Below are 22,496 nucleotides of genomic sequence, written 5' to 3' on the forward strand. Positions count from 1 at the left end.
ATCAGATAAGGACACGCCGCAAGTACGTCCCTGTAGGCTCGGTCGGCGCATCCATGCGCCTCACGGTCCTGCCTCGGCCCGTCCCACCGCGCTCGACAATTTCCTGCGCCGGCGCGGAGGCAATGAAAAGCAAAAGCAAAGAGCCGGGCATTGCCCGGCTCTTTGCTTTTCAAGCGCAATCCCTCTGGTGGACCTGCTACCGCGCCCGCAGAAAACTGTCTGGAGGAGGCGGGGCCGCCAACGCATTTCATTCCGGCGCCAGCTGGTCCATCCTTATCCGGTTGGCGAACAGCGAGAACGCCAGCATGCCGGCCAGGCCGTTCGCCCGGCTCATCCAGTGCGGCAGCCAGCGCGGCGGCTTCAGCACCCCCGCATCGAACAACGGCGCGAACGCGATCGCATCGGTCAGGCTCATCTTGCCCGCGAACAACCAACGGCAGACCTGCAGGCGATCCTCGGCCAGCATGTGGCGGAAGAAGGTGTGCACCGACACCAGGCCGCGCAGGTACACCGTGTCCTTGGTGAAGGCCAGGCCGCCACTGGGCGGCACGCCGCGGAACACGCGCTGCGCCGAAGCGAAACTCTCTTCAGCGTTCTGCCCGGCATCGCAGAAGTAGCGGAACACTTCGATGAAATCAGCACCTTCGCGGGCCATCGCAATCGCTTCGGTGCGCAGGCTGATGCGCTTGAGGCGCTCGATGTCGATGCTGCCGGTGATCTGCTCGGCGAAGGTGGCCAGCCCTTCCTGGGTTGCCGTCACCCGCGGCGAGGACAGTGCCAGGCTCGGCAGCACCGGCTGCTCGCGGCCGTTCAGGGCGGTCAGCGAATGCACCAGCGCTTCATGGTGGAACAGCTGCGCGCGGTCGTAGGCGCTGAAGCGTGCACTGGTGCGCAGGCGGATGCGGGTCGGGCCGGCGGCGGCCTTGGACACCAGCTCCGGGTCGAGCTGTACCTGGATGATGCGCGATTCGAAGAACGCGTCCAGATCGTTCTGCAGTTGCAGTTGCAGCGCGATGGCCGAGACCGGCACCTGTTCTTCCGGCGCCAGCAGTTCGTGGTCCAGTTCGGCGGCGATCTGGATGAAGTGGCGTGCAGCCTCACGCGTACTGGGGCCATTGCCCGGCAGCGGCTGCTCGGGGGCGCCGAACAGCTGCACCGAACAGGTATCGACTGCAGCGGTACCCAGCCCTTCCAGCAGCTGTGCGGCCAGGTCCCAGCTCTGTGCCGACTGCCGCACGTAGTGGCCCAGCGGGTGGCTGTCGTCACAGTCGGCGGCGATCGCGGTCAGCGCGCGGCGTTCTTCGCTGAAGTCCAGCTTCGGGTAATCCACCTTCGGCAGTACCGGCTGGCCACGCGCCACGCTGTCCAGGAACGGTGCCTGCACCGTGGCTGGCCAGCTGGTCAGGCCCAGCAGGCGGATGCCTCCCACGGCCTCGACCAGGCGCGCATCGAGCGCTGCATGGTGGGCCACGTCACGGTCCAGCGTCGCAGTCGGTTCCATGCGCGGACTATAGCGCCCTGCCCGCACGTTGGTAGGTGCAATGGATCGGGTAGCTGCCAACCTTGGTTGGCATCCGCCGAAGGCGGGCTTCGGATACATCCGTGCCAACCAAGGTTGGCACCTACCAGGAGCGGGCAGTTGGCATCCACCCGAAGCAGGCAGACGCAGGTTCATTGCAGGGGTCAGAGCCCATTGCGGTTCAATGGGATCCGACCCCGCGATACCGATCAACGCCTGCGCGGCTTGCCGGCCGGGCGGAACTGCTGGCCCTTGCTCTTCTTGCCGCCGCGTTCCTGCGCGGTCTCAGCCTGGCGTACTGCCAGCTTGGCGGCAGCGGCGGCCACTTCTTCCTTCAGCTTGAAGTAGTTCAGCAGCCGGCTCTCTTCAATCTCGCCGGCCTCGATCGCTGCACGCACGGCACAGCCCGGTTCCTGCTGGTGCTTGCAGTCGTTGAAACGGCACTGTGCGGCCAGCGCTTCGATGTCGGCGAAGCCACCTTCGGACAGCGTTTCTTCGCCGGTCGGCTTCAGCTCGCGCATGCCCGGGGTGTCGATCAGGCAGGCGCCGGTCGGCAGCGGCATCAGCGCGCGGTGCGTGGTGGTGTGGCGTCCGCGCGAATCGTTGGCGCGCACCGCGTTGGTCTTCATCCGCTGCTCGCCCAGCAGGGTGTTGGTCAGCGTGGACTTGCCGGCACCGGAGGAACCGACCAGCACCACCGTGCGGCCCGGGCCCAGCCACGGCTGCAGCACCGCCACGCTGTCGGCATCCAGGCCGTTGATCGCATGCAGCGCGATGCCCTGCATCTCCAGCTCTTCCAGCACCGCCAGTGCGTCTTCGCTGTACTCGGTCTGGTCGGCCTTGGTCAGCACCACCACCGGTTCTGCACCGCCACCACCGACCAGCAGCAGGTAGCGTTCGATGCGGCGCGGATTGAAGTCGGCATCCAGGCCACAGACGATGAACACCGTATCGATGTTGGCGGCGATCACCTGCTGGTGGTAATGCTCGCCGGCCGCACCGCGCTTGATCGCGGTACGCCGTGGCAGCAGGGCGACGATGCGGATGCCATCGAGCAGCACCCAGTCACCCACCGCTGGCCGTTCATGGCTGGGGAAGCGCGGGCGCTGCCATTCCGGCAGGGACTCGGCCTTGATCGACGCATCCGGGCCATCGGCCACCACGTAGTGGGTGCGGTGCTGTTCGATCACCCGTGCCGGGCGGGCCTGCGGATGTGCGGCCATCGCGGCCTGCCAGTCGGCCTGCTGCGCCGGGCCCGGCCAGGGCCAGCCAATGGTCTGCAGGGCGATGAAATCGGGGGTCTGGGTCATCGCCGCCATTCTACCTGTGCCGGCGCCCTGCCAGCCCAGCAATGACGGGCCCGGAGCCCTTGCCATGCATTGCAGCAATTCCGGTAGGATGGAAGCCCCATGCCTTTTGACGGCCCTGCTCCCATGTCCACCAACTCGCCCAAGCCCCTGGCCATCCGCGAGCGCCTTTCCGAAGTGCGCTACGAAATCCGCGGAGAACTGGCGCGGCGAGCCCGGGAGCTGGAGGCGCAGGGCCGCAAGCTGATCAAGCTCAACATCGGCAATCCCGGCGCCTTCGGTTTCCGCGCGCCGGAGCACCTTCAGCGTGCGATCGCCGACGACATGGGCCGCACCGACCCCTACACGCACCAGCAGGGCCTGCCGGTCGCGCGTGAAGCCATCGCCAGCTACTACGCCCGCCGTGGCGCGCCCGATGCGCACCCGGACCGCGTCTTCCTCGGCAATGGCGTCAGCGAACTGATCGACCTGTCGCTGCGTGCGCTGCTCAATCCCGGCGACGAAGTGCTGGTGCCCTCGCCCGACTACCCGCTGTGGTCGGCCTCGACCATCCTCAACGATGGCCGCCCGGTGTACTACCGCTGCGCACCGGAGAACGGCTTCCAGCCGGACCCGAGCGAGATCGAGACGCTGGTGTCCTCGCGCACCCGCGCCATCGTGCTGATCAACCCGAACAACCCCAGCGGCGCCAGCTACCCACGCGAACTGCTGGAGCGCGTGGTGGAGATCGCGCGCCGCCACAACCTGCTGTTGCTGGTTGATGAGATCTACGACCAGATCCTGTACGACGACGCGGTGTTCCAGCCGGTCGCGCCGCTGGCCGGTGATCATCCGTGCCTGACCTTCAGCGGCCTGAGCAAGGTGCACCGCGCCTGCGGCTGGCGCGTGGGCTGGGCCCACCTCAGCGGCGATGATGCCCGCCTGGGTGACTTCCGCGCGGCGCTGGACCTGCTCGGTGCGCTGCGCCTGTGCGCCAACGTGCCGGGCCAGTACGCCATCGAGGCCGCGGTGAACGGCCCGGACACCATTTCCGAGCTGTGCACGCCGGGCGGCCGCCTGTACGAAACCCGCCGTGCGGTGATCGAAGCCTGCGAAGCCAGCGAACACCTGTCGCTGGTCGCGCCGGCCGGTGCGCTGTACGCGTTCCCGGCCGTGGTCGGCGCTGCGGCGAAGGGCTTCGACGACCACAACTTCGCGCTGGACCTGATGAACAACGAGGGCGTGCTGGTGGTGCCGGGCTCGAGCTTCAACGTGCCCTACCGCCACCATTTCCGCGTGACCCTGATGCCGGAAGCCTCGGTGATGCGCGATGTATTCGCGCGCATTGACCGTGCCCTGGCCCGCCGTGCCGAGGACGCGACCAAGGTCGTGCCACTGAAGCCGCGCCGTTCGGTGGCCTGACCTGTGACCCTGTCCTACCTGGCGCTGGGCGATTCGTACACCATCGGTGAAGCGGTTGCAGTCGAAGGCCGCTGGCCGCACCAGCTGGCTGCCGCGCTGCGTGCACAGGGCACTGAGCTGTACGATCCGCAGACCATTGCGACCACCGGCTGGACCACCGACGAACTCGATGCGGGCATCGATGCGGCCGCGCCGCAGGGGCCGTTCGATTTCGTCAGCCTGCTGATCGGCGTCAACAACCAGTACCGCGGGCGTCCGCTCGACGAATACCGCGTCCAGTTCCAGGCGCTGCTGCAACGTGCGATTGGCTTTGCCGGTGGTCACCCCGAGCGTGTATTGGTGCTGTCCTTCCCCGACTGGGGCGCAACTCCGTTCGGCGCCGGCAGTGGCCGCGACCTGGCCGCCATCGAGATCGAGACCGACGAGTTCAACGCGGCTGCCGAGGTGATCAGCACCCAGCAGGGCGTGGCCTTCGTCGACATCACCGATATCAGCCGTGACCACGGTGACGACCCGGCGATGATTGCCGAAGACGGCCTGCACCCTTCGGCGCGGATGTACGCGCTGTGGAGCGCGCGCGCCCTGCCGGTGGCCGCGCACCTGCTTGGCGGCACGGACTGAGGCGATGGACGGCACGCCACGGAACGGCCCGCCCCTGCCCTGCACGCCCCTGACCGCCCCGCAGGCCCGCTTGATCGCAGAAGCATTCCGGCCAGCGCAGGCCTGGGGCAGCCGCCGCGACTACTACTACACCCGCGGCAAGCTCGGCAGCGATCCGCTGTACGACGGCGTGCTGCAGCATCTGCCTGACGATGGGCAGCCGGTGCTGGACCTGGGCTGCGGGCTGGGCCTGTTCGCCCATGTGCTGCGCCAGCGCGGCGGTACCCAGCATTACCTGGGCGTGGACGTGGATGCCGGCAAGATCACCCGCGCGCAACGTGCTGCCGCCGACCTGCAGGACGTGCGCTTCGACTGCGTGGATGTGCAGGCGCCGCTGCCGGCGCAGGCCGGGCACGTCCTGCTGCTGGACGTGCTTCAGTATCTGGACGCGGGCCCACAGCAGGCCCTGCTGCGCGCGGCCAGCGCACAGGTGGCCCACGGCGGCTGCCTGTTGCTGCGTACACCGCTGGCCACCGGCGATGGCCGCGACCGCACCACACGGGTGGCCGACCGGCTGGCCTGGCTGATCGGCTGGATGGGCACACGACCGCGCCACTATCCCGATCCGCAGGTGCTGCAGGCGACATTGATCGAGGCCGGATTGCAGGTGACGTCGCCCCGGCCGCTGCACGGGCGTACCCCCTTTAACAGCTGGCTGCTGGTGGCGCACCGCATCCGGTAGCGCCGGGCCATGCTCGGCGGATTCCATCCATGCCGCTGCGCTCGCCGGGCGTGGCCCGGCGCTACCGGTTATCCGGCCGGCAGCTGCGCCTTCAGCCCGCGCTCGTCCAGCGCCTGCAACACGCGCTCGATGATCACCAGGTTGTGCCCATGGGCGGCACCTTCGTGCAGCAGCACGATCGCGCCCGGGCGCAGGTCTGGCAGCAGCCGTGCCAGCACGCCGTCCGGCGTGCAGCCGACGCCGTCGTAGCCGCGCGCGCTCCACCCTACCCGGACCAGCCCCAACCGCTGCAGCACCGGCGCCACGAACGGATTGGTCATGCCCACCACCGAGCGGTACCAGCGCACCGGCTGGCCGCTTACCGCCTGCAGGGCATGCTGGCAGCCCTCGATCTCGGCGCGCATCGCCGCCGGGCCCAGCCGCCAGAAGCGTGCCTGCGGATGGCTGTGGCTGTGATTGCCCAGGTCGTGGCCACGGCGCAGGATCTCGGTCACCAGTTCCGGCTGTGCCAGCGCACGTTCCCCCACCAGGAAGAAGGTCGCACGTGCCTGGTGGCGGTCCAGCAGGTCGAGCACGGCGCGGGTTTCCGGACCGGGGCCGTCATCGATGGTCAGCCATACCGTGTTGCCGGCCTCCGGCAGTCGGCTCAGCACCGGCGCATAGAAGCGGCTGTTGGGCAGGAACACCGGCACCATGAACAATGCGTGGCTGGCCACCATCAGCGGCAGACCCCACTGCCAGCCGTCCAGGGCCCAGACCAGGATCACGACCAGCTGCGACGCCACCAGCCAGGGCAGCCAGCGCCAGGGGCGGGCCGGGATGCGATGCAATGTTCCTGCGTTGCTCATCCCCCATGATGCCATGGGGGTTAGAATTGATGATTCGAATTCCCGGAAACCCGACGTCCATGTCCCTCGATCCCGCCCTGCGTTCGCGCATCGAATCCATCCTCAACGCCAACCGCGTCGTGCTGTTCATGAAGGGCCAGCCGTCGATGCCGCAGTGCGGTTTCTCGGCCAAGGCCGTGGGCGCCCTGCAGGACCTCGGCGTCGAGTTCGCCCACGTCAACGTGCTGGCCGACCAGGAAATCCGTGAAGGCATCAAGGCCTACGGCGACTGGCCGACCATCCCGCAGCTGTACATCGACGGCGAACTGGTCGGCGGCAGCGACATCGTGCTGCAGATGGCCGCCAGCGGCGAGCTGAGCAGCGTGCTGGGCCTGGCTGCGCCGGACCGTACCCCGCCGAGCATCACCGTCACTCCTGCCGCCGTGGAAATGCTCAAGGGCGCGCTGGCCGATGCTCCGGGCGCTGCCCTGCAGCTGTCCATCGACGCCGGTTTCCAGCCGAACTTCCAGCTGGCCCCGCACGACGAAGGCGCGATTGCCGCCGAGTCCAACGGCCTGCGCGTGCAGTTCGACCTGGCCAGCGCGCGTCGCGCCAACGGCATCACCATCGACTGGGTGGACGACATCCGCGGCAAGGGCCTGGCGATCGACAACCCGAATGCGCCCAAGCCGGTGCAGGAAATCAGCGTGCGCGATGCCGACGACCTGGTGCGTGCCGGCAACATCACCCTGGTGGACGTGCGCCCGGCCGACGAGCGTGAAATCGCCGCCGTGGGCGTGCCGTTCAAGAGCTTCGACGGCAACGGCCGCGCCGCGCTGGAAGCCCTGCCGAAGGACACCGCGCTGGCCTTCATGTGCCACCACGGTGGCCGCAGCGCGCAGGCCGCCGAGCAGTTCCGCGCCCTCGGCTTCACCAAGGTGTTCAACGTCACCGGCGGCATCAACGCCTGGTCGGAAGACGTGGACAACGGCGTGCCGAAGTACTGATCGGCACTGAAAAAGGGGACGGAGGGGATTAAGTCGTTTTTGCCATAAACGACTTAATCCCCTCCGTCCCCTTTTTCTTAGCCGGCGAACCCGCCTTCGGCCAGGTAATCCAGTTCTTCCGGCGTGGGGATGCGGCCCAGCACGGCGTTGCGATGCGGGAAGCGCCCGAAACGGCGGATGATGTCGCGGTGCAGTTCGGCGTACTGCAGGTATTCCTTGTCACCCAGCACGTCGAACATCGCCACCGAGCGGTCCTGGTCCAGCGGATCCTCGGAGTGCTCGAACGGCAGGTAGATGAAGGCGCGCAGCTTCGGCACCAGCTGCAGGTCCAGGCCTTCCTCGATGGCACGCATGGCGTAATGCCGGGCCAGGCCATCGGTGGCGTAGGAATGGGCAGTGCCCCGGAAGCAGTTGCGCGGGAACTGGTCCAGCAGCAGCATCAGGGCCAGCGCCCCTTCGGCACTGCCCAGCCAATGCTCGCGCCCGCGCGAAGCGGCGGCGAAATGCTCATCCAGAAACAACTGGCGGAACTGCGCGTCGAACGCGTCGTCGCGGGCGAACCACTTCGCAGGGCCCGCCTCCTTCCAGAATTCCACCACTTGCGCGGCAACGTCCATTACCTACTCCCAGGCCCGGACGCCCCGCGCCCGGCCTTCATCATCATTCGTCGAAGCGCAGGTGGCGGACCGACTTGCCGTTGCGCCGGATAAGCTTAAGCGCCTCGATGCCGATCTGGATATGGTTTTCCACGAACTGGGAGCTGACCTTGGCATCGGAGGCCTCGGTCTTGACCCCGTCCGGGATCATCGGCTGGTCCGAAACCAGCAGCAGCGCGCCGCTGGGGATGTGGTTGGCGAAGCCGGCGGCGAACACCGTGGCCGTTTCCATGTCGATGGCCATGCAGCGCATCGCCCGCAGCCGCTCCTTGAAGGCCTCGTCGTGCTCCCAGACCCGGCGGTTGGTGGTGTAGACGGTGCCGGTCCAGTAATCGTGGCCGAGGTCGCGGATCATGGTCGAAACCGCACGCTGAAGCGCGAAGGCCGGCAGCGCCGGTACTTCCGGCGGCAGGTAGTCACCCGAGGTACCCTCGCCACGGATCGCCGCGATCGGCAGCACCAGGTCGCCCAGCTGGTTCTTGCGCTTGAGACCACCGCACTTGCCCAGGAACAGCACCGCCTTGGGCATCACCGCCGACAGCAGGTCCATGATGATCGCGGCATTGGGACTGCCCATGCCGAAGTTGATCATGGTGATGCCATCGATGGTGGCACTGGCCATCGGCCGGTCCAGGCCGATGACCGGCGCGCCGGTCAGCTCGGAGAACGTATGCAGGTAGCCGCCGAAGTTGGTCAGCAGAATGTGCTGGCCGAACTGGTCCAGCGGTACGCCGGTATAGCGCGGCAGCCAGTTGTCGACGATTTCCTGCTTGCTCTTCATGGGCAGTCCGGTACGGCGGGGGACCGGGTATTTTCAGCCACCCGGCCGGTGCCGTCGAGCCACCGCCGGCAGGCCTGTGAAGAAGGTCACTTGGCAAGCCCGCCGCCTCCGGGCTAGCGTCGACGGTTGGACCAGCTGCAAGGGGAACTGCATGGCATCGACGTTGTTGCGCGCCGGGGTAGCCCTGGCACTGCTTTCATTGAGCACGGCTCCGGCGGTGGGCGCCTCGCGCTTCGTCGCCGATCCCTACCCCAGCACCTACCAGGCGCATCCCGATGCGCCGGTGCTGATCCAGAACGCCACCGTGCTGACCGGCACCGGCCAGCGCCTGGACAATGCCGACGTGCTGCTGCGCGAGGGCCGCATCGTCGCCGTTGGCCGCCAGCTGCAGGCCGATGCCGGTGTCACCCGCATCGATGCGCAGGGCAAGTGGGTCACCCCTGGCCTGATCGACGTGCACTCGCACCTGGGCGTGTACCCCAGCCCCGGCGTCGGCGCGCACAGCGACGGCAACGAGATGACCGCACCGGTCACCGCCAACGTCTGGGCCGAGCACTCGGTGTGGCCGCAGGACCCGGGCTTCGCCACCGCACTGGCCGGCGGTGTGACCAGCATGCAGGTGCTGCCGGGCTCGGCCAACCTGGTGGGTGGCCGCGGCGTGACCCTCAAGAACGTACCCGCGGTGACCTACCAGGCGATGAAGTTCCCCGGTGCGCCCTGGGGCCTGAAGATGGCCTGCGGCGAGAACCCCAAGCGCGTCTATGGCGAAGGCAAGGGCGTTGCCCCCGCCACGCGCATGGGCAACGTGGCCGGCTACCGCGCCGCCTTCATCGATGCCGCCGACTACATCGCCAAGAACAAGCCGAAGCCGGCCAAGCGCAAGGGTTGGTTCGGCAGCGACAAGGGCGACAGCGCCGGTGATGCCGGCGGCAAGCGCGATCTCAAGCTGGACACGCTGGCCGGTGCGATCGAAGGCGACATCCGCGTGCACATCCACTGCTACCGCGCCGACGAGATGGCCACCATGCTCGATCTGGCCAAGGAATTCGGCTTCAAGGTAGCCGCCTTCCACCACGGCGTGGAGGCCTACAAGCTGGCCGACCGGCTGGCCGCCGACGGCGTCTGCGGTGCGCTGTGGGCCGACTGGTGGGGCTTCAAGATGGAGGCCTTCGACGGTATCCCGGAGAACATCGCGCTGGTCGACCGGCCGAAGAACAGCTGCGCCATCGTCCACTCCGACTCACCCGAAGGCATCCAGCGCCTGAACCAGGAAGCGGCCAAGGTGATGGCGTCCGCGCGCCGCGCGCGCATGCCGGAGATCACGCCCGAACATGCCATCACCTGGATGACCGCCAACGCCGCCAAGGCACTGGGCATTGAAGGCCAGACCGGCACCCTGGAGGCCGGCAAGATGGCCGATGTGGTGGTCTGGAACGGCAATCCCTTCAGCTCGTACGCGCTGGCCGAGCAGGTCTTCATTGATGGCCGCAGGTTGTACGACCGCAGTGCACCGGCAGCGACGCCGCGTTCCGATTTCCAGCTTGGCCAGGAGGTGCGCTGATGGGCGTGTTGAGCAAGCGTCGCCGGGCATGGCCCGGCGCTACCTTGGTTGCGCTGTTGTTGATGACAACCGCAGCCTCGGCGCAGGACCTGCTGGTGCGCAACGCGACCGTGCATACGGCCAGCACGCGTGGCAGCCTGCAGAACGCCGATGTGCTGGTGCAGGGCGGCATCATCCGCGCGGTGGGCAACGGCCTGTCGGCGCCGGCCGGCGCCAGCGTGGTCGAGGCCAATGGCCGTCCCCTGACACCGGCACTGTTCGGTGGCATCACCGAGACTGGCATCGAAGAAGTTTCCGGTGAATCGAGCACGGTGGACAGTTCTCTGAAGCTCGGTGAGCAGCCACTGCGGCCGGAATTCGACGTCACCCTCGCCTACAACCCGGCCTCAGTGCTGATTCCGGTCACGCGCCTGGAAGGCATCGGCTTCACTGTGCTGGGCGCTGCCACCGGCGGTGGTTTCGTGGCCGGCCAGGGCGGCGTGATGCGGCTCGATGGCAGCGCCGATCCGATCGGCCCGCGTGCGCTGTTCCTGCGCATCGGCGCGGCAGCCTCCGAACTGACCGGGCATTCGCGCGCCGCGCAATGGATGCTGTTGCAGCAGATGATCGACGAAGCACGCGGACAGGTGGCTGCGGACTCGCCGCACGCGCTGCTGACGCCAGCCGGACGCCGCACGCTCAGTCGCTACCTGGCCGGCCAGGGCCGCATCGTGGTGGAGGTGGATCGCGCCTCCGATATCCGCCAGCTGCTGCGCTGGGCCACCCGCGAAAAGGTGAAGATCGCCATCGCCGGTGCCAGCGAAGCCTGGCAGGTCGCGCCGGAGCTGGCCGCCGCACAGGTGCCGGTGTTCGTTGACGTGCTGGCCAACCTGCCGGCCAGCTTCGACCAGATCGGCGCCACCCTGGAAAACGCTGCGCGCCTGCAGCGTGCCGGCGTGGCGGTTTCCTTCGTGCAGCGCGGCGACGCCACCCACAACGCGCGCAAGATGCGCCAGCTGGCCGGCAACGCGGTGGCCAGCGGCCTGCCGTGGGCCGATGGCCTGGCCGGGCTGACCCGGGTGCCTGCACAGGCGTTTGGGGTGGCCGACCAGATCGGCAGCATCGAGCCCGGCAAGCGCGCCGACCTGGTGCTGTGGGAGGGCGATCCGCTGGACGTGGCGCACTATGCCGAGCAGGTCTGGCTGGGCGGCCGTGCGATGCCGATGCGCTCGCGCCAGACCGAACTGCGTGACCGCTACCTGCAGCGCAACGCGCAGCCCTGACCGCACACGAGGACACACCGATGGCGACACTGCGCTGGTACTTCGACCTCATCTCGCCCTACTCCTACCTGCACTGGCAGAAGCTGAAGCAGCTGCCGCAGTTCGCGCAGATCCAGACCGTGCCGATCGCCTTCGGTGCGGTGCTGCATCACCTGGGCAACCTGGGGCCGGCCGAGATTCCGGCCAAGCGCCGCTTCATCTACCGCCAGCTGCTGTGGACCGCGCAGGCCGAGGGCACACCGCTGCGATTCCCGCCCGGCCATCCGTTCAACCCGCTGCCCGCCCTGCGCCTGTGCCTGGCCGCCGGTGCCAGCGTGCAGGCGGTGGACGTCCTGTTCGACTGGATCTGGCGCGACGGCAACGCGGCCGACAGCCCTGACGCCCTGCGCGAACCGGCCGCACAGCTGGGTATTGACGATGTCGCCAGCGCCATCGCCGACCCGGCGGTGAAGGAGCAGCTGCGCCGTAACACCGAGGCCGCGATCAGCGCCGGGGTGTTCGGTGTGCCGACCCTGGCTATCGATGAGGAGCTGTTCTGGGGCAACGACTCGCACCCGCTGATGGCTGCCGTTCTGGCCGATCCTGACCTGCTGCGGCAGCCCGAATGGCTGCGCCTGGCCACCCTGCCGGTGGCGGTGCAGCGCAGTCGCTGAACAGGGCGTGGCGCGTTTCCCTCGCGCGCCTGGCTGGGATTTGAGATAGATTTCACGTTTCCGAACCTACAACCGCCCTGGAGGGGGAGCCGCGGATGCGCATCGGAATCGTCGTCGACTCGGCCTGCGACCTGCCGCCGGACTTCATCGCCACCCACAACATCGTGCTGCTGCCGATCACCGTACGCATCGGCGAAGCGGTGCTGGCCGATCATCGCGATGAACAGGCCACACTGAGCTTCCTGCACGCGCACGTGGCCGAACACGGCGCCGAGGCGGAAACCATTCCCTTCAGTGTCAACCAGATCCGCGACCTGTTCCTGCAGCAGCTGGTGATCGATTACGACCACGTGTTCTGCATGACCATCACCAAGACCCGCAGCCCGATCCACGACAACGCGCTGCAGGCCAGCTTCGCCATCCTCAACGACTACAAGCCGGTGCGCCAGGCGGCAGGCTACAACTCACCGTTCGCGCTGCGCGTGCTCGATACCCAGAACCTGTTCGCCGCGCAGGCGGTTACGGCGGTGGAAGCCGTGCGCCTGCGCGAGAGCAACGCCAGCGTGCAGCAGATCCGCGAGCGGCTGGAGGAGCTGGCCGGCAACGTGCACGGCTACATGGTCACCCGTGACCTGTACTACATGCGTGCGCGCGCACGGCACAAGGGTGACCGCAGTGTCGGCCTGCTCAGCGCCGCACTGGGCAGCGCGCTGGACATCAAGCCGGTGCTGCATGGCTACCGCGGCGAGACCGGGCCGGTGGCCAAGATCAAGGGATTCGACAATGCCGTGCAGAAGCTGTTCGCGGTGGTCGGCCAGCGCGTACGTGCCGGACTGATGACGCCGACGGTGTGCGTCAGCTACGGCGGAGAACTGGACGAGCTGCGTGCCCTGCCCGGCTACGCACAACTGAAAGAGGTCTGCGCCACCCATGGCGTGACCGTGTACGAATCGGTGATGAGCCTGACCGGCATGGTCAACGTCGGCAAGGGCGCGGTCACCGTAGGCTTCGCCGATGGGCCGCATCGGTTCGAATGAGCGCTGGCCACGGCCGGAATCTGCACATCGATTCCACTGCGGTTGTGCCAGTCTTGCCGCACTTCAAGGAGAACTCCATGCCTGCGCAGTACCACATCAGCCTGCCCGACCCGTCCAAGGCCCGCGGCAATGACCCTGACCTGTCCTTCCACTCGCAGGGCGCCGCCGGTTTCGCCGAAGAGCTGCAGGATGCCCTGCGCAGCGGCACGCTGTTCGAGCGCTGGAAGGCCAAGCAGCCCGACCCGGACGCGGTGGAACCGCAGTGGGGCGTGACCGATCCGGAGGCCACCGTGACCGGCGAGCAGAAGGACCTGCGCATCAACCTGGTCGCCACCACCCGCATCGACAGTGACGTGTTCAAGCAGCGCCTGCGCCTGCTGGCCGGCAGCCACTGGGAACTGCGCGACGTGCGTTGAGGCACCCGCCCGCCGGGCATGGCTCGGCGCTACCGTGCCCGTGTCGTGATCGACCCGGTGCCGATGACCATGCTCTGGTAGACGCCAACCTTGGTTGGCGCTTGCACAAACGGCTGCCAACCAAGGTTGGCCACTACTGACGCGCCGCCGGACATGGCCCTGCGCTTCCGAGGGCTGCTCCGGTAGATGCCAACCTCGGTTGGCGCTTTCCAACCCGCCGCGCATGTGGCTGGCACACTGTGGGAATGAGAAACAGAGATGCCATCACCCGGCCGGGTACGCGCGGCGAGAAGAAGCTGCGCGATGCCCCACGCCGACTACGCGACCTGCAGCATTGGGCTGACTGCTTCAGTGGTGCGTTTCCCTCGCCAGAGGAGTTGGGCAGTCAAGCTCGCTACTGGAACTACAAGGTTCCGACCCGAGCCGGTCTGATCGAAGGCCCGGCCACCACCCTGAGAATCCAGCGTGCCTGCGCCCAATCGCTCATCAGCGCCTGCGCAAATCTGATCCAGTCGCGGCCCGCTTCACAAGCTACTGTGCGGGTAACCTGCTGCATCGCCCAGCCAGGGATGTTCTCCAGCGAGATTTGCCTTTACCTGGACGAAGCGTACTTCCAGGGCCACGTCGCCTCGACAGCGGATGGCCAGGTCACCGCCATCACCTCGCGCAGTCTTTCCGCCGAATGGCAGCTCGTCCTACCCCAAGGCGTTGAGGAGCGAGGTGTGCAGGTCAGCATTCCTCCCACCGACCACGATGACGGTCTGGAACAGGAATACTGGTTTTACGGCGAGGTAGCGGACCGGTGTTGATGCGTCCACCGGGTCCACAGCACGTGGCCCGGCGCACGACGGGCTCTGGTAGACGCCACCCTTGGTTGGCGCTCCAAAAGAACTGCCGACCAAGGTTGGCAACTACCGACGAACCGCCGGGCATGGCCCGGCGTTTCCCTATCGCTACCAGCCTCCACCCAGCGCGCGGTACAGCTCTACACGCGCGATCGCGGCGGTGGCCTGGCTGTTGGCCAGCGCGGCCTGGTTGTCCAGTGCGATGCGCTGGGTGGTCAGCACGTCCAGCATGTCGACCACGCCGGCCTGGTACTGCCGGCGCGCCGCCCCCAGTGCCGTCTCGCTCTCATCCACCGCCACGTGCAGCTGCACCGTGCGCTGCTGCTCGGCACTGTAGCCATCCATGGCGTCATCCACTTCGTGCCATGCCTGCAGCACGGTACGGCGGAACTGCAGCGCCGACTGTTGCTGCTGCAGCCTGCTCAGCGCGAGGTTGGCCTTCAGCCGCCCGCCCTGGAAGATCGGTACGCTGATGGACGGCCCGATGCTGAAGCGGTGCGCGTTCCAGCCATCCAGATCATCCAGCTGCTTGGCCTGGAACCCAGCGTCGCCATTCAAGGTGATGCGCGGCAGGAAACTGGCCTTGGCCACGCCGATGCCGGCCGTTGCCGCGTGCAGTGCCGCTTCGGCACGACGGATGTCCGGGCGACGCTCGGCCAGTTCGCTGGGCAACCCCACCGCTACGGCCGGCAACGCCGGCCAGTCACGGCGTGCATCCTGCAGCTGCGCGTCCAGCGCCTGCGGCGGCTGCGCCAGCAGGAACGCCAGCGCATTGCGCAGCTGCGATTCACGATGCCGCAGCGGCGCGATGCGGGCCTGCAGCGATGCCACCTGCGCGGACGCGCTGGACACCTGCAGCGTGCTGGCCACGCCCTGCTGCTGGCGTGCCTCGGTCAGGCGCTTCATGTCGTGGGCGATGCTGAGGTTGTCCTCGGTGATCGCCAGCAGCTGCCGCGTCGCACGCAGCTGCAGGTAATCACGCGCGGTTTCCGCCAGCAGCGCGATGCGCACCGCATGTGCATCCTCCTCGGCCATCTGCACGCGTGCGTCGGCCGCTTCCACCTGGCGGCGCACACGCCCCCACAGGTCCAGCTCCCAGCTCAACCCGATGCCGGCCTGGAACAGCCCGTAGTCATCACGGCCGCCGTTGCCGGACGGATCATTCAGGCCCACCTCGCTGTTGCGTGCACGCACGCCACTGGCGCTCGCGCTGACGCTGGGCAGGCGATCGGCGGCGGTGATGCCGCGTGCAGCACGGCTCTGCTGCACGCGGTTGGCCGCCAGCTGCAGGTCCAGGTTGGCCGCCAGCACCTGGTTGGCCAGCTGCCCCAGCAGCGGATCGTCGAAACCGGCCCACCAGGCCGCGTCCTGGTCGATGGCGTTGCCGGCGACGGCCTCACCCTGCCAGTGGCTGGGCAGTTCCGCCTGCGGGCGTACGAAGTCCGGCCCCATCGTGCAGGCAGCCAAGGCCGTGCACAGGCTGGCCGCAACGAAGGTGCGGAACACGGTGACTGCGCTCATGCGCCCTCCCCGCTCTTGTGGCCCGGACTGTGCTGCACGCTCTGCGCGCGCGCGCGGCTGCCCAGGTCAACGCTGGCTTCCACCGACATGCCGGCACGCAGCTGGTCCAGCAGCGGCTGGCCCGGCTCCAGCACGATCTTCACCGGAATGCGCTGCACCACCTTGGTGAAGTTGCCGGTGGCGTTCTCTGGTGCGACTGCAGCAAAGGTGACGCCGGTGGCTGGTGCAATGCTGTCGATGTGCCCGCGCAGCGGCTTGCCCGGGAATACGTCCACCTTCAGTTCGACCTGCTGGCCGGCCTGCATGCGGGTCATCTGCGTTTCCTGGAAGTTGGCGACCACGAAGGCGCGCTTCAGCGGCACCACCGCGGCCACCGGCGTACCCGGCGTCAGGTAGGCACCCACGCGCACCGCGCGGCGACCGACCATGCCATCGATCGGTGCGCGCAGCACGGTGTGCGACAGATCCAGTTCGGCGCGCGCCTGCGCCGCTTCCGCACGCTGCACCGCCGCCTGTGCAGCCTGCACGCCCGCGCTGAGGATGTCGGTGCGCTGGCGTGCGGTCGACAGCGCGGCCTGGCCCTGCTGCAGATGCGCACTGGCCACGGCCTGCTTCGACTGCGCCTGCTGCGCGTTCTGCACGGTACCGGCGCCGTCACGGGCCAGTTCGCGGTAACGCTGCTGGTCGGCACTGGCCAGGGTCAGCTCGGAACGGCTGACATCGACACTGGCCCTGGCCTGCGCGATCAACGAGTCCTGCTGGGCCAGTGCGGCCTGCGCATTGGCCAGCTGTGCACGGGCATTGGCGAGGTCGGCACGGGCCGCCTGCAGGGCGACCTGGTAGTCGCGGTCGTCGATGCGGGCCAGCACATCACCGGCCTTCACCGACTGGTTGTCCTCGACTTCCACAGCACTGACGAAGCCGGGAATCTTCGGCGCTACCAGGGTGTAGTCGGCCACCACGTACGCATTGTTGGTGGTCTGGTGGCCGCCATCGCGCAGCAGCAGCCACGCGCCGACGGCCAGGGCCAGCACGCCCAGGCCCAGGCCGGTGTTGAGGGTGGTTCGATTGATCGTCATGAGGGGGTTCCTGCGAAAGGTTCAGGCCACGGCACGTGGCGGATGGATGCGGGTGGGCATCCAGGCAATGAGGGGAATGAAGGCCAGCGCCACCAGCGCGACCACCCAGTACAGGTCGGCCGAGGTCAGCGCCTGCACCTGTGCATGCAGGCGCGCGCCCAGCTGCGGGCCCTCGGCCAGCCACGGCTGCTCGCCAAGGCGGTCGACCAGCACGGTGGAATGGAAATGACGGCGGCCCTGGGCGACGGCATCCAGCACGCCGCTGGCGAGCACGGCAGCAAAGCCCTTGACCGTGTTGAACCACGCCGAAGCGAACGGACCGTCCTGCGGTGCCAGCCCGCCAGTGGCCAGCATCAGCAGCGGCAACACCGCCATCGGCTGGGCGAATACCTGCAGCAGCTGTACCCACAGGAAGTTGTCGCGGATCCAGGCCACATCCAAGTGCGAGCCCAGCCAGCAGGCCAGCGCCAGCATCGCCAGGCCGGTGGCCTGCACCCAGCGGCAATCCACTGCGCGGATGTTCAACAACGCCGCCACCAACGGCAGTGCGATCACCTGTGGCAGCGCCACCCACAGCAGCATCGGTGCGGTCTGCAATGGCCGGTAGCCCTGCACGCTGGCCAGGAATCCGGAGGGAATCGAGATCACCGCCAGCAGCACGAACAGCACGCCGCCCAGCGTCACCAGCGAGTAGCTGAGGTTGCGGTTGGCCAGCAGCTGCAGCTTGAAGAACGGCAGCGGGTGGAACCATTCATTGATCATGAACAGCACCATCAGGCCGGCGCCGCCACCGATCATCAGGGTGATCATCGGCGAGTCGAACCAGTTCAGGCGCGGGCCCTGCACCAGGCCCAGCACCAGCAGCACCAGCGCCGGCAGGCCCAGCGCCAGGCCCACGCCATCGAACTGGGCAAAACGCTCCAGCCGCAGCGGGTCCTGCGGCAGGCCCCAGCTGACCATCGCCATGGCAGCCAGGCAGTACGGCACGATCTGCCAGAACGCCCAGTGCCAGCCCACCTGCTCGACCCAGAACGCGGCCAGCGGCGTGCCCATGCTCGGGCCGAAGGTAGCGGTCAACGCGTAGCCCGCCAGGCCATACAGCTTGATGCCGGGCGGCAGGAAGCGCAGTGCCACGCTCATCAGCAGCGGCGGCAGCGCACCACCACACAGCCCCTGCAGCGCGCGCAGCAGCAGGAACACCTGCAGGTTCGGCGCAAGCGGGCAGAGCACGCCCAGCACCATGAAGCCACCGATCATCGCCAGCGCGAAGCGGCGCAGCGAGAAGGTGGCGGCACACCACGGGGCGAAGGCCATCGCGCTGACCGACATCGCGCTGTAGAGGGCGACGATCCAGCTGCCGTCATCGACGCTGAAACCCATCGCACCACGGATGTCGGCCAGGGCGACCTTGGTGATGTTCTCGTTGAAGCCCGACACCAGCACCGCCAGCAGCACGCCACACAGGCCGACCAGAACGCGGCGGTCGAGCCCGGGGGCGGCGGCAGGACGGGGCGCAGCAGCGGCCAGGACAGCGGCGGCCGGCGTACTCATCGCCGGGCACCGATCCGTGCAGTGCACGGCATGTTGGGGGTCATTGGAATGCGCTCAGTGAAACTCCGGGGAGCGCAGTCTAGGGAGCTGGTACCCTGCGAAAAATGGCGCAACCCGCATCCCAGGCGTGCGTCACGCGCACGCATGAAAGTGTCAGCGCGGAGCCTCCCCTGCGCTAGCGCGGAGCCTCCCCTGCGCTTTCGCACATGGTCTTGATCGAGCGCCGCAGCCACTGGTGCGCAGCATCGTTGTCCAGCCGCGGGTGCCAGGCCTGGACGATGGCGGCGGTGCGCACCGGGATCGGCAGCGGGAACAGGCGCAGCGGCAGGCGCATGCTGACGATCCGCTCCAGCATCACGCTCGGCATCTGCGGCAGGATCAGGTCCGACTCGGCGGCAGCGAAGATCGCGCCGTGGAAGGTCGGGCTGATCAGCGCCACCCGCCGCTGCAGGCCCAGCGTGGCCAGGTCGTCATCGATCGGGCCACGCGGCAGCCCCCGCCGCGACACCGCGATGTGGTCGCAGGCAGCAAAACGCTCGGCGCTGATCTCCTCATCGAACAACGGATGATCTTCGCGCGCGGCGCCCATGAACGAGGTACTGAACAGGTTCTGCACCTTGGTATCGGGTGCATGCTTGCCGGCGGTGCTGATGTACAGGTCGATCCGGCCCTGCGCCATCGCGTCGTCGTCGGTATCGCCCTCGGGCACGAAGCGCAGCACCGCGCGCGGCGCCTGCTGGCGGAACAGTTCACGCAGGCGTCCGCCGAATCCACCGATGAAGACATCATTGGCGCGGACATTGAAGGTGCGCTCCAGGGTGCGCAGGTCGATCTCGCGACCGGCGTTGAACACACGGTGGGCCTGCTCGATCACATCGCGGACCTGCTCACGCAGCTGCAGCGCGCGGGGCGTGGGGGCCAGACCGCGGCCGGCACGCACCAGCACCGGGTCGCCCAGCGCGGTGCGGATCCGGCCCAGGGTACGGCTCATCGCCGGCGCGCTCAGGTTCATCCGCCGCGCGGCGGCGGCCACGCTGCATTCGTCAATCAGCACGTCCAGTGCCAGCAACAGGTTCAGGTCCGGCAGGGGCATGACAGTCTCCAGTAAATCAGATGACTCTACGACACTTGTAACCACAGTCGATTGCGTTTTACGCATTCATTGACTGCCGCGCACGGCATGGGTGCGCGCAGTGACATCGGCGACCATCCCCGGCCTGCCAAGGAGACATCCATGTTCAATACCCTGCTGGTCGCCCTGGACGGTGGCCCCCAGCACGCACGCGTGCTGGACCTGGCCGCAGCCATCGCCGGCCCCCACAGCCGCCTGCACCTGCTGTGCGTGCTCGACCCCGAATTCGCGCTGGCGGCCGATGCCAGCGAAGCCGACCGCATCGAGTACCCGGAAGCCGCCCGCCAGCGCTCGCGGGCCGAAGCGGTGCTGGCCGAAGCCCTGGCCGAGCTGCGCGAGCGCGGCGTCGACGCCATCGCGCAGATTCCCTCGGGTGACCCGGGCGAAGTGATCAGCGAGCAGGCCCGGCGCCTGAAGTGCGACCTGATCGTCATCGGCCACCGCCACCTGTCCCGCCTGGAACGCCTGTTCGAACCCTCGATCGGGCAATGGACCATCGACCACGCGCCCTGTCCCGTGCTGGTGGAAACCCGCGACCCACAACCCTAGCAACCATGGCCTCCCGTTCCCCGTTGTTTCCCACCCGCGTCAACTACCGCGCCTTCGGCCGCCAGTTCGGCCGCGGCGAACAGGCACTGCTGGCTGCGATACGCCAGCTGCACGATCCTGATCAACAGGCCGATGGACTCGCCCAGCTGAGCAGCCTCGGTATTGATCCCGAAGGCTGCGACGCGTTCGTCGGCCTGCTGCCGCTGCTGGCCACGCCCACCGCCCCGATCGACCTGCTGCCCGCTGGTTCACCGTTCATCGCGGCCAGCGAACTGGACCTGCTGGTCTGCCTGCTGCGCATCGCCCAGTGGCGGCATGCACGCCCGCGCGAAGATGACACGCTGGCACCGTTGCGCCAGCAGCTGGCGCGCTGTGCGATGGCCGTGCAGGCGGCAAACCTGCCGTTGCGCCAGCGCTCGTTGTCACCGGTCGGGCTGAGGCTGCTCGATCCGACCGGCTGGTTGCGGCAGCGATAAGCCGTCGCGCCCCCCGTGTGATCGCATGCAGAGAGCTGCTCAGCAGTCCATCGTTCCGTGCGTGCTGCCCTCGTCATCCAGCACGTGCGCATGCAGGATCACCTGGTTGCGGCCAGCCCGCTTGGCGGCATACAGGCCGGCATCGGCGTCTGCCAGCAACTGATCGGCACTGGCCAGAGCCGGCGGATGCAGGTAACCCACGCCGACGCTGATGCTGACCGGGCCTTCCGGCAATGGCAGCGCTTCGACCGCTTCGCGCAGCCGCTCGGCCAGCGCCAGCACGCCCGACAACGGGCTTCCGGGCACGATGACGGCGAACTCTTCACCGCCATAACGCGCAACGCTGTCACCACCGCGACCGGCTATGGCCTTCAGCACCCCGGCCACCGCCTGCAGGCAACGATCACCGGCCGGATGGCCGTGCTGGTCGTTGAAGGCCTTGAAGTGGTCGATATCCACCAGCAGCAGGCCCAGCTCGGTGCCGCTGCGCCGTGCGCGATTCCACTCGGACGTCAGCCGTGCGTCGAACTCGCGGCGGTTGGCCACGCCGGTCAGGCCATCCTGCCGCGCCAGTTGATCCAGTGCTGCCTGGCGTTCCAGAAGATCGGTCTGCAGCAGGACGCTGCGCAGGCCGAAGCCAAGGGTGGCTACGACGAAGCCGGCAACGGCCAACGGCCGCGCATGATCGACCACCAGCGTGCCGACCACCAGCAGCAGCAATGGCAGGATGATCGGACCGGCGGCCTGCACCGTCCTCGCCAGCCGCGGGTGTGCCGTGGTGCCTGTGTCCGGCCTCGTGTCCAGCGCCAGGCAGGCGATCAGCAGAAAAGGTACGTCGATCAGCAGATCGTTGAACGCACCGAATGCATCATCGGAGGTGTAGTGGTTGATGTAGTAGGCCACCAGCAGATAGGCCAGTGCGTACAGCGCCAGTGCGCGGAAGAACCTGCGCCGTTCGGGCACGTCGCCGGCCAGCCATCGCACCACGGCGAACGCGGCGATACACAGGTTCTGGATGTCGAACATGCGCTGCATGTTGGACATCGCATGGGCGTCGATGTCGACACGGGCGGCGAACGATGCGGTGTGCACGAAGAACAGCACACCCAGCAGCGCCGCCATCGCCGCGTCGATCAGGCTGATGCTCAGACGCTCGCGGCGTGCCCGCGCCAGGATGAACACCAGGGGCACGCCATACAGCACGTAAAGGAACAGGCTTGCGCGCGGGGTGAAATCAGCACGCCCGGCGCCCAAGGCGTCGATCATGTTGAACGCCATGCCGCCGGCCCACAGCAGCAGTGCCAATGCCGTGGCGCGCCACCCCAGTGCCGCGCGGTCGCGGCGGGCCCGCCACAGGCAGGCGGCCGCCGCCAGCAACGGGGCGCCGGTCAGGAAAACGAAGGAGCCGACCCCGGCGGGGCCAGGCCACAGGGCCACGACCAGGCCGTGGCACAGCACATACAGCAGCGCCAGCACTACCGGCATGCATCCCCCGATCCGCAAGGCCGTATGGGCGCACGATAGCCCCGCCCGCGCCACGGCCACGTGATCCAATACGGCAATACGACACGTCG

The 22,496-nt window shown here is 67.9% G+C and carries 22 protein-coding genes; 12 read left to right on the forward strand and 10 right to left on the reverse strand.

The genetic code is table 11. The annotated features are described in order from the left end of the window. Window positions 1–247: 247 nt before the first annotated feature. Together N7573_RS19910 and rsgA are read right to left on the reverse strand one after the other, a co-directional pair. Window positions 248–1,501 carry a flavohemoglobin expression-modulating QEGLA motif protein gene (locus N7573_RS19910; protein ID WP_279913560.1) on the reverse strand — a complete coding sequence of 418 codons (1,254 nt, stop codon included), beginning with the start codon at window positions 1,499–1,501 and terminating at the stop codon, window positions 248–250. 227 nt (window positions 1,502–1,728) lie between these two features. After that, window positions 1,729–2,838 carry a ribosome small subunit-dependent GTPase A gene (gene rsgA, locus N7573_RS19915; RefSeq protein ID WP_279913569.1) on the reverse strand — a complete coding sequence of 370 codons (1,110 nt, stop codon included), beginning with the start codon at window positions 2,836–2,838 and terminating at the stop codon, window positions 1,729–1,731. A 114-nt stretch (window positions 2,839–2,952) separates the two neighbouring features. Between rsgA and N7573_RS19920 the strand changes: the two genes are divergently transcribed. From N7573_RS19920 to N7573_RS19930, 3 genes are read left to right on the forward strand one after another with little or no spacing between them, the layout of a single operon-like run. Further along, window positions 2,953–4,227, forward strand: coding sequence for a pyridoxal phosphate-dependent aminotransferase (locus tag N7573_RS19920; RefSeq protein ID WP_032129867.1), 1,275 nt, complete (start codon window positions 2,953–2,955; stop codon window positions 4,225–4,227). 3 nt (window positions 4,228–4,230) lie between these two features. After that, complete coding sequence (locus N7573_RS19925) at window positions 4,231–4,848, forward strand: SGNH/GDSL hydrolase family protein (RefSeq protein ID WP_279913562.1); 618 nt, start codon at window positions 4,231–4,233, stop codon at window positions 4,846–4,848. Window positions 4,849–4,852: 4 nt separating this feature from the next. After that, entirely contained in the window at window positions 4,853–5,569 is a 717-nt protein-coding gene (locus N7573_RS19930; protein ID WP_049400245.1) for a class I SAM-dependent methyltransferase, read from the forward strand. A gap of 68 nt (window positions 5,570–5,637) precedes the next feature. Here N7573_RS19930 and N7573_RS19935 read toward each other — a convergent pair whose 3' ends face one another. Next, on the reverse strand, window positions 5,638–6,417 hold the full coding sequence (locus tag N7573_RS19935) for a polysaccharide deacetylase family protein (protein ID WP_279913565.1): 780 nt from the start codon (window positions 6,415–6,417) through the stop codon (window positions 5,638–5,640). 59 nt (window positions 6,418–6,476) lie between these two features. Here N7573_RS19935 and grxD point away from each other — a divergent pair, with 59 nt between their 5' ends. Beyond that, a complete protein-coding gene (gene grxD, locus N7573_RS19940) occupies window positions 6,477–7,403 on the forward strand; it encodes a Grx4 family monothiol glutaredoxin (RefSeq protein WP_032129871.1) in 927 nt (308 codons plus the stop codon). Window positions 7,404–7,480: 77 nt separating this feature from the next. On the opposite strand, the gene N7573_RS19945 is transcribed toward grxD, so the two are convergent. Beyond that, complete coding sequence (locus N7573_RS19945) at window positions 7,481–8,020, reverse strand: DUF924 family protein (RefSeq protein ID WP_006384394.1); 540 nt, start codon at window positions 8,018–8,020, stop codon at window positions 7,481–7,483. Window positions 8,021–8,063: 43 nt separating this feature from the next. Beyond that, complete coding sequence (locus tag N7573_RS19950) at window positions 8,064–8,840, reverse strand: AMP nucleosidase (protein ID WP_005414446.1); 777 nt, start codon at window positions 8,838–8,840, stop codon at window positions 8,064–8,066. A gap of 151 nt (window positions 8,841–8,991) precedes the next feature. Between N7573_RS19950 and N7573_RS19955 the strand changes: the two genes are divergently transcribed. The 6 genes from N7573_RS19955 (at window position 8,992) to N7573_RS19980 (ending at window position 14,578) form a co-directional block, all read left to right on the forward strand. Continuing rightward, window positions 8,992–10,401, forward strand: coding sequence for an amidohydrolase (locus tag N7573_RS19955; protein WP_032129872.1), 1,410 nt, complete (start codon window positions 8,992–8,994; stop codon window positions 10,399–10,401). Further along, window positions 10,401–11,663: an amidohydrolase family protein gene (locus tag N7573_RS19960; protein ID WP_279943265.1), complete on the forward strand. Its 1,263-nt coding sequence runs from the start codon at window positions 10,401–10,403 to the stop codon at window positions 11,661–11,663. Before N7573_RS19955 ends, N7573_RS19960 begins: the two co-directional genes overlap by 1 nt. A gap of 20 nt (window positions 11,664–11,683) precedes the next feature. After that, complete coding sequence (locus N7573_RS19965; protein ID WP_032129874.1) at window positions 11,684–12,316, forward strand: 2-hydroxychromene-2-carboxylate isomerase; 633 nt, start codon at window positions 11,684–11,686, stop codon at window positions 12,314–12,316. 95 nt (window positions 12,317–12,411) lie between these two features. Continuing rightward, window positions 12,412–13,353 (forward strand): DegV family protein, encoded by a 942-nt coding sequence (locus N7573_RS19970; RefSeq protein ID WP_149908654.1) that lies wholly within the window; start codon window positions 12,412–12,414, stop codon window positions 13,351–13,353. 77 nt (window positions 13,354–13,430) lie between these two features. Next, on the forward strand, window positions 13,431–13,769 hold the full coding sequence (locus tag N7573_RS19975; protein ID WP_005410998.1) for a hypothetical protein: 339 nt from the start codon (window positions 13,431–13,433) through the stop codon (window positions 13,767–13,769). 245 nt (window positions 13,770–14,014) lie between these two features. After that, window positions 14,015–14,578 (forward strand): DUF3916 domain-containing protein, encoded by a 564-nt coding sequence (locus tag N7573_RS19980; protein WP_081352368.1) that lies wholly within the window; start codon window positions 14,015–14,017, stop codon window positions 14,576–14,578. A gap of 144 nt (window positions 14,579–14,722) precedes the next feature. Here N7573_RS19980 and N7573_RS19985 read toward each other — a convergent pair whose 3' ends face one another. The 4 genes from N7573_RS19985 to N7573_RS20000 all read right to left on the reverse strand — a co-directional run bounded on the left by N7573_RS19985 (window position 14,723) and on the right by N7573_RS20000 (window position 19,858). Then, a complete protein-coding gene (locus tag N7573_RS19985) occupies window positions 14,723–16,135 on the reverse strand; it encodes an efflux transporter outer membrane subunit (protein ID WP_049462471.1) in 1,413 nt (470 codons plus the stop codon). Beyond that, window positions 16,132–17,214 (reverse strand): HlyD family secretion protein, encoded by a 1,083-nt coding sequence (locus tag N7573_RS19990; RefSeq protein ID WP_012481236.1) that lies wholly within the window; start codon window positions 17,212–17,214, stop codon window positions 16,132–16,134. Before N7573_RS19990 ends, N7573_RS19985 begins: the two co-directional genes overlap by 4 nt. 21 nt (window positions 17,215–17,235) lie before the next feature. After that, window positions 17,236–18,765: an MFS transporter gene (locus N7573_RS19995; protein ID WP_049462474.1), complete on the reverse strand. Its 1,530-nt coding sequence runs from the start codon at window positions 18,763–18,765 to the stop codon at window positions 17,236–17,238. Window positions 18,766–18,940: 175 nt separating this feature from the next. Beyond that, entirely contained in the window at window positions 18,941–19,858 is a 918-nt protein-coding gene (locus N7573_RS20000) for a LysR family transcriptional regulator (protein ID WP_032129879.1), read from the reverse strand. A gap of 141 nt (window positions 19,859–19,999) precedes the next feature. On the opposite strand from N7573_RS20000, the gene N7573_RS20005 reads away from it, so the two are divergent. Both N7573_RS20005 and N7573_RS20010 read left to right on the forward strand, forming a co-directional pair. After that, window positions 20,000–20,446, forward strand: a complete 447-nt coding sequence (locus N7573_RS20005; RefSeq protein ID WP_032129880.1) for a universal stress protein — start codon at window positions 20,000–20,002, stop codon at window positions 20,444–20,446. A gap of 5 nt (window positions 20,447–20,451) precedes the next feature. Next, complete coding sequence (locus tag N7573_RS20010; protein ID WP_049400257.1) at window positions 20,452–20,922, forward strand: hypothetical protein; 471 nt, start codon at window positions 20,452–20,454, stop codon at window positions 20,920–20,922. Window positions 20,923–20,961: 39 nt separating this feature from the next. Here the strand turns inward: N7573_RS20010 and N7573_RS20015 are convergent, their stop codons facing one another. Next, on the reverse strand, window positions 20,962–22,407 hold the full coding sequence (locus N7573_RS20015; RefSeq protein WP_071229623.1) for a GGDEF domain-containing protein: 1,446 nt from the start codon (window positions 22,405–22,407) through the stop codon (window positions 20,962–20,964). Between the last annotated feature and the right edge of the window lie 89 nt (window positions 22,408–22,496).

This window comes from Stenotrophomonas sp. GD04054 (genome assembly GCF_029836955.1).
Classification (GTDB): domain Bacteria; phylum Pseudomonadota; class Gammaproteobacteria; order Xanthomonadales; family Xanthomonadaceae; genus Stenotrophomonas; species Stenotrophomonas maltophilia_A.